This is a genomic window from Vibrio sp. 10N.247.311.49 (assembly GCF_041467655.1).
GTDB lineage: Bacteria > Pseudomonadota > Gammaproteobacteria > Enterobacterales > Vibrionaceae > Vibrio > Vibrio crassostreae_C.
This window is the reverse complement of record NZ_JBFSVA010000001.1, coordinates 118,146-125,246: the sequence shown is the minus strand read 5'-3', so window position 1 is coordinate 125,246 and position 7,101 is coordinate 118,146. Positions and strand designations below refer to the sequence as shown.

The 7,101-nt window shown below is 44.7% G+C and carries 6 protein-coding genes and 1 tRNA gene (1 of these 7 cut by a window edge); 4 read left to right on the top strand and 3 right to left on the bottom strand.

Annotated elements, in window-relative coordinates:
• A tRNA-Tyr gene (locus AB6E54_RS00520) sits at window positions 1–37 on the top strand; it begins 148 nt to the left of the window's first position.
• A gap of 495 nt (window positions 38–532) precedes the next feature.
• Here the strand turns inward: AB6E54_RS00520 and AB6E54_RS00515 are convergent.
• Entirely contained in the window at window positions 533–1,441 is a 909-nt protein-coding gene (locus AB6E54_RS00515; RefSeq protein WP_017068945.1) for a Tim44 domain-containing protein, read from the bottom strand.
• A 196-nt stretch (window positions 1,442–1,637) separates the two neighbouring features.
• Here AB6E54_RS00515 and AB6E54_RS00510 point away from each other — a divergent pair, with 196 nt between their 5' ends.
• The 3 genes from AB6E54_RS00510 (at window position 1,638) to AB6E54_RS00500 (ending at window position 5,187) form a co-directional block, all read left to right on the top strand.
• Window positions 1,638–2,228, top strand: coding sequence for a TetR/AcrR family transcriptional regulator (locus tag AB6E54_RS00510; RefSeq protein ID WP_048613073.1), 591 nt, complete (start codon window positions 1,638–1,640; stop codon window positions 2,226–2,228).
• Between the two features lie 17 nt (window positions 2,229–2,245).
• The gene (locus AB6E54_RS00505) at window positions 2,246–4,120 is read left to right on the top strand and encodes an MFS transporter (RefSeq protein ID WP_102332809.1); all 1,875 of its coding nucleotides are present in this window, start codon (window positions 2,246–2,248) and stop codon (window positions 4,118–4,120) included.
• A gap of 146 nt (window positions 4,121–4,266) precedes the next feature.
• A complete protein-coding gene (locus AB6E54_RS00500) occupies window positions 4,267–5,187 on the top strand; it encodes a YeiH family protein (protein WP_017060176.1) in 921 nt (306 codons plus the stop codon).
• A 133-nt stretch (window positions 5,188–5,320) separates the two neighbouring features.
• Here AB6E54_RS00500 and AB6E54_RS00495 read toward each other — a convergent pair whose 3' ends face one another.
• Both AB6E54_RS00495 and menE read right to left on the bottom strand, forming a co-directional pair.
• Window positions 5,321–5,488 carry a hypothetical protein gene (locus tag AB6E54_RS00495; RefSeq protein WP_017060175.1) on the bottom strand — a complete coding sequence of 56 codons (168 nt, stop codon included), beginning with the start codon at window positions 5,486–5,488 and terminating at the stop codon, window positions 5,321–5,323.
• A gap of 140 nt (window positions 5,489–5,628) precedes the next feature.
• Window positions 5,629–7,068, bottom strand: coding sequence for an o-succinylbenzoate--CoA ligase (menE, locus tag AB6E54_RS00490; protein ID WP_372106562.1), 1,440 nt, complete (start codon window positions 7,066–7,068; stop codon window positions 5,629–5,631).
• Between the last annotated feature and the right edge of the window lie 33 nt (window positions 7,069–7,101).

Sequence of the window (7,101 nt, the reverse complement as noted above, 5' to 3'; positions counted from 1 at the left end):
ACTGCCTTCGATGGTTCGAATCCGTCTCCCTCCACCATATTCTCCTTAATTGGAAAATCGAAAAGCCAACTCATTGAGTTGGCTTTTTTCGTTTCTGAGCTTTATCTCTTACTAAACGTGTCTTCTAAAACAACCCTCAACTTCCTAAACACTAACCCGCTCCTACAAATAACTAAGCGATCTAGCCCATTCAAACATCAGTGATCCCATACTTCTGCATGACGCTCACAAGCCAGATAAGCAGCGCAGCCTAAACAATGGGTCGATATATGTTCTTCGCATTCGTTCGCAATTATCTGTTTCTGCTGCAAAGTAACCTCAGGCTCCAATACGGGTTCAAAGAACTTTGTCATTACTCATTACATCCAAATAAAATCAGTTAGTTAGTTAGTCTCAGGTTAATCCAATCTTTAACTAAGATACATATCATTAGACGCAAAAAAGCCCCTGCTGATTTCTCAGCAGGGGCTTTCTATTATTTGGTGTTATTCCGAATAACTACATCCTATTGATGTTGAGTTAAATCCTGGAATTAACCTTGAATACCAACAATTAACCATGGTGCATTGTTAGTTGTTAGGTCACGCTCTAGATGCCAGATATCAGTGATATCTTCTTCAACGCCATCCGCAGTGTCACGGTAACGACCGCTAAACTGAAGGCTTAGCTGTGCTTTGCTACCATCGTGGTCTGCGCGAACGATTTCAGCATCAACGTACATTACGTCTGTGTGCTGATCACCGTCTAGCTTATTACGCTCAGCTTTTAGGTCTTCAAATAGGCTTGGAGATACGTATTCTTCAATCGTGTTTAGCTCGTTGTGATTCCATGCACCTTGCAGTGTACGGTAGTGCTCACGAGAACCATTGATGAATGCCGCTTGATCAAAGCCCGGTGGGTAGTTATGTGGAACATCGCTTTGTGCACCAAAACCGAAACCACCAGCAGCGCCTTGTGATTGAGGTTGTGTTTGCTCGAAGTTATGAACATTTGGTTGTTGCTTAGGTTGTTCAAACTTGTTCTGACCCATGCCGCCGAATGCTGGCTGTTGGCCACGTGCATTCTGCTGATTCATTGAGCCCTGCTTCGCGCCCAACATTCCGCGTAGGAATTTAAACGCTAGGAAAGCAATCAGACCCATAATCAGAATATCCATGAACTGGATACCTTCAAATGCGCCACCAAAGAATGCAGCTAAAAGACCACCAGCAAGTAAACCACCTAGCAGACCGCCCATAAGGCCTTTCTTGCTAGAGTTAGCTGCTGTGTTCTTACCTGTTTGATCTTGACGGATCGAATTCGTGTTTTGTTGTTTTGGTGCTGGAGCCGTTTTAAAGCTTTTGCCAAATGACTTACCACCACCAAACTTTTTCGCTTCCGCGATTGGCGTCACCGCGACTGTTACCAACAGGATCGCGACTAGTGAGAAAAATCGTTTCATTATTATCCTTTATAGGTTTTTTATCTTTCGACACCTTAATCATACTCGTTAACAAAGAACAATGAAATATTCACCGTGTTTACACATGTATCATAATATTGCGGCTATTAATTGATTACTAAACTAGCGAAGGGATTGACGGCACTCTGGGGCAGCATTAAAATATTGAACGATGTTCATTTAATAGAAAGTACCCATGGCAAGACGAAACGATCATACTCGCGAACAATTAGTGCAATTAACCTTAAAAACGGTAACCGACTTCTTAGAAGAGCACTCTTATCACGAGCTAAGTCTACGTAAAATCGCCAATATGATTGGTTACGTTCCAAGTACCTTAGTAAATGTATTTGGTAATTACAACCTACTGCTTTTGCATGTGGTCGCTCAAACATTAGATGAACTGGCGTCAGAATCCGCTGCAACTGTTGAACAATCGAGCAACCCTCAACAAGCTCTATTCAACCTTGCCTACTGCTACCACGATTTTGCACAGAGACACCCTCACCGTTGGCAGCTTATCTTTGAGCACAACATGAACGGTGAAAACCTTCCTGAATGGCAATCGAACCGCATCGATAGAATGACAGGCATGCTAGAACAGTTGCTAGTAGCGATTGCTCCTGAACATACGAAAAGCGAAGTCGTTAAAGCCAGCCGTGTATTATGGTCTGGAGTACACGGAATTACTCTACTTAGCGTTGATGATAAATTTTTCGCCTCTGAGCCTATTGATGGTAAAGAGCTGATCAATAACCTAGTCTCAAACTACTTAACCAACTGGTAATCATCCAAGGAAAGACAATGAACAACAGCAGCCAATCTTCGCTGTTAACGCAAAAAAGGTTCCTACCCTACTTTATTACCCAATTTCTAGGAGCCTTTAACGACAACATATTCAAAAATGTCCTGTTACTGTTTGTTGCTTTCGCAAGCGTAGACACGCTGCCTATTTCCAGCAATCTATTCATTAATTTGGCCGCTGGCCTTTTTATTCTGCCCTTCTTCCTATTTTCAGCTTTGGCTGGTGTACTGGCCGACAAATACGAAAAATCGTGGTTTATCCGTAAAGTTAAGCTCCTCGAAGTAGTGATCATGTCACTGGGTGCGATCGGATTCATCTACGAAAGCTACGGAATATTACTTCTGCTCCTGTTCCTTATGGGAACGCAGAGTGCTTTCTTTGGCCCGGTGAAATACGCCCTGCTTCCACAACAATTAGAAACAAAAGAACTGGTATCTGGTAACGCTCTCGTCGAGACAGGTACATTCTTAGCGATCCTGATTGGTACTCTCGGCGCAGGCATCATTGCATCTGAAGAAGGCGCAAAGCTCATTGCTGCGGTGTGTATTGTTTCGTTCGCCGTGCTTGGCTATGTATCAAGCTGGTTTATCCCACAAGCGCCAAGTAATGCACCAGACCTTAAAGTAAAGTGGCAACCTGTAAAACTGACCCGCGCGACACTGGCGATTGCAAAAAAAGATCGCCCGACCTTTCAAGCTCTGATGTCTATCAGCTGGTTCTGGTTCCTTGGTGCGGCTTACCTAACTCAGTTTCCCAACTTCACTAAACTGCATCTAAACGGCACTGAAAGCTCCGTCGCCTTTTTACTGGCACTATTCTCGGTAGGCATTGCAATCGGCTCTTTAGCTTGTGATAAGTTATCTAATCACCGAATTGAAATCGGCATCGTGCCAATGGGCAGCTTAGGTATCTCGATCTTCGGTCTTCTGATGGCGATATCCATCCCGGAGTCTTTGCCTGACTTTAGTTCTTTCCATCAATTCGTAACCTACTCAGAGCTGTGGCCACTGTTTGCTTACCTTCTGCTTCTGGGTATCTCTGGCGGTGTCTTTATTGTTCCTCTGTATTCACTGATGCAGTTACGTGCCAAGCCCGACGAGCGTGCCCAAGTGATTGCCGGGCTCAATATCTACAACTCACTGTTCATGGTGGGAAGTGCGGTATTAGGTATTGTTTGCCTTAGTGTTCTAGAGCTTTCAATTCCGCAGCTGTTTATCTTGCTCGCAGTGGGCAACACTTTGGTGATGCTGTACCTATTTTATCAGGTGCCTATCTACGCTTTCCGCTTCTTTACGTGGGTGGTCACTCACACCATGTACAGAGTTAAACATAAGAACTTACATCACCTGCCAGAAAAGGGCGGTGCGTTGATTGTCTGCAACCATGTGAGTTATATGGATGCACTGCTGCTGAGTGCGGTTTGCCCTCGCTTGATCCGTTTTGTGATGGAAGAGGATTACACCAAGTTGCCGCCAATTCGACGCTTCTTGAAAAGAGCTGGGGTGATTCCAATCTCCGCGACCAACCGCAACTCGATTCGAAACGCTTTCAAAGAAGTAGAGCGTGCCCTGCATGAAGGTCACATCGTGTGTATTTTCCCAGAAGGAAAGCTCACCTCTGATGGCGAAATGGCTGAGTTCATGCGTGGTATGGAGCTGATCATCAAACGTTCCCCTGTCCCAGTGATTCCTATGGCTCTTAAAGGATTATGGGGTAGCTACTTTAGTCGTTACAAAGGCCGTGCCTGCAAAGGGTTACCCACTCGCTTCTGGACTAAGCTAGAGATAGAAGCTGGCGAGCCGATTTCACCTAAACAAGCCTCTTGTGAAACGCTTCGACAGTCAGTCTCTGACCTTCGCGGATCATTACGCTAGTTAACCAGCCCTTTATTCATATCAGTTGAACAAGCGTTAAGTTTTCCTTAACGTTTGTTCAATTCATTTAGACTTACTTATCATTTTATTGAACGTATAGTGGTCTCATCACAATAACGCCACAACAAAACAAGACTCTAAATACAATGAACCTAAAAAAGTCCGTTCCATTTTATCTTGCTGCACTGTTTTGCTTAACGCCTTGGGTTAGCTCACCGACAGCCCTGGTTATCGGTTTCCTGCTTGCTAGTTTAGGATTAGTCCCTGAACACTTGGAAGTCGGCAAGCTTACCAAAAAGCTACTGGCCTACTCTATTGTTGGCTTGGGTTTTGGTATTCAGTTTGAAAAAGCATTAGCAGTAACAGGCGATGGTATTGGGCTCATTGTAACGACGATTATCGGTACATTAGTCATTGGTTGGTTCTTGGCGAAACAAATGGGGCTAGACCGCACTACGGGCTATCTTATATCTTCTGGTACCGCGATTTGTGGTGGTAGCGCGATAGCAGCAGTGGCACCCGCGATCAAAGCAGACGATGAACAGATTGGCTTGGCATTAGCCACCGTATTCGTGTTGAACTCGGTTGCTCTATTCTTATTCCCGATGATTGGTCACGCGCTTGAGCTCAGCCAACAAACATTTGGTACTTGGGCAGCGATAGCGATTCACGATACGTCTTCTGTAGTAGGTGCAGCTTCAGCGTATGGCGAAGAAGCACTGACGACAGCGACAACATTGAAGCTCGCTCGCGCACTTTGGATCATCCCAATCGCTTTAATTAGTGCGATGATCTTCAAGAACGATCAAAAGAAGATTACGGTTCCCTACTTCATTTTCTTCTATTGCGCCGCTATCGCGGTGAGTGACTTACTGCCACAATTTGAGATGGTCTATCAAGGAATCTTTGATGTGTCTAAGCGAGCACTGGTCGTGTGTTTGTTCTTAATTGGCTGTGGTATTTCAGTTGAGAAGTTAAAAGCGGCAGGGCCGAAACCACTGATGTTTGGTATTACAATGTGGGTCATGATCTCAACGGGTTCATTGGCGTGGTTAACTCTCGCTTAGCCCGCATAGAAACGCTTTAGATGTTTGTTCGGTGAACTAGACACTCAAGTTAGCGAGCAACAAAACAAAAAGGCAAAGCTCCAATGGGCTTTGCCTTTATCGTTTGTGGTAAGGGTATTCTTTGTTGTAACAATCACGAATCAAACAGGGGCTTATCACTCTTCTTGCTCTCTCTTTTCATTAAAACAAGTACCACAACCAACACAAATGCGGTGAGCTCAGCCAACGAACGAGTCAACCCTGACGAGATGATTGCTTGGCCTATCTGCAGTAAAACCGCAATGGTGAGGGCAATTTTCATAATAAGACCTTATTCTATAATCCGTTATTTATATGGCTTATTATGATGGATGGTTATAAAGATAATAAATTCTGTTTTGAACTATCTAATTGCTAAATTAACTAACTGCAGGCCAAGTGAACAAAAAACCTCCGACTCAATTAGTTAGAGCGCCGGTGTTGCAACAACCACTGCGCTAATCCCGCTCTCGATACCTTAATACCTAACTGTTCTTGTTGAGGCATGCGGTAATACTCAATAGGGAACTTAAATCGCTCTAGGCTTCCTTGTAGCTGCTCTGCAAACCATTCTTTGGTTAGAACTTCATCACAGTCCACAATAGCTACTGGTCTAAAACCAAATTCGCTGTCTTCTATGGGCACAATAAAGGCTTGCTTAACTTCGGGCAGCTGGTTAAGTACTCGCTCAATTTCTTCGCAATGAATGTTCTCACCACCAGAAATAAACTGGTTGTCGGCACGGCCAATAATCGACACTTGTTCGCCAAGCCACTCACCAAGATCTTTGCTATCAAACCAACCGCTCTTATCAACTAATGGCGTTAAGTTACCTTGATAGTAATACCCGGACGCGAGCGTCTCGCCACCAATAAAGATACGTTGTTCTTCAATTTTTAGCTGGCGATGGTTAAGGACAAAACCGGCGGTGCTGCCGGCATCAACGGGCTTCGCGGTCACGGTTGAAGCCGCTTCAGTCATGCCGTATCCAAGCCATGTTTCGATGCCCATTTGTTGAGCTTCGAGCCCAAGTGCTTCTGGTATATGACTACCACCCAAAAGTACATGCGTTAAAGTAAGTGCTTGCTTACTCTTTAACAATCGATGTAGTTGAGTAGAGACCAATGAAGCATGACTGCATTCTTCTATATCGGTTTCAAGCTGACCTGTGCCTATTTTGATGCAACCACCAGCCGCCAACCAACGATGAACTATCGCCAGCCCCGACACATGGTACATAGGTAAACTCAGTAACCACGTGTCACCTTGTTGATAACGAAACACCTCAAGCAGCCCTGACGCAGAGCATAGGTGCTGCTCAAGTGTATGAGCGACCGCTTTTGGGTTTCCGGTAGAACCTGAAGTGAATACGATGCTCGCTAGATTTTGCGGATTGAAATTGGATTCTTGAGGTGTCGTTATCTGCTCATCATCACCATCAAACTTCAGTTCACTTAGGCAAGGCAAGGTCACCAACTGAGTATTCAAACCGGCAGTCTCTGATTGCTCTATTCCGCTATTGCCCAAGAGCCAAAGGTAGCTCTGTTGATCTGCTTGATATAAGGAATCGAGCTTTTGCTTCAGGCGTAAACTAGGCTGAGGCATCGTAAACGCACAAACCACACCCAAATTGAGTGCGGCAAGATAAACAGGGATCACTTCAGCTTGATTCTTACCAACAATCGTCAGTACATCACCTTCAGATAGGCCTTGATGAGATAGCTGTTGTTGGTACTCACTAACCAACACAAACACTTGCTGCCAAGTATAAGTGCGGTGAGTGGTCACTAACGCTGGTTGAAGTGGGTTTTGCTGCGCCCACTTTACCCAGAGCGGGGGATGATTAGATTGTGGGCGCATCATATGATAACCAAAAATAGATTAAGAACTTGTTAA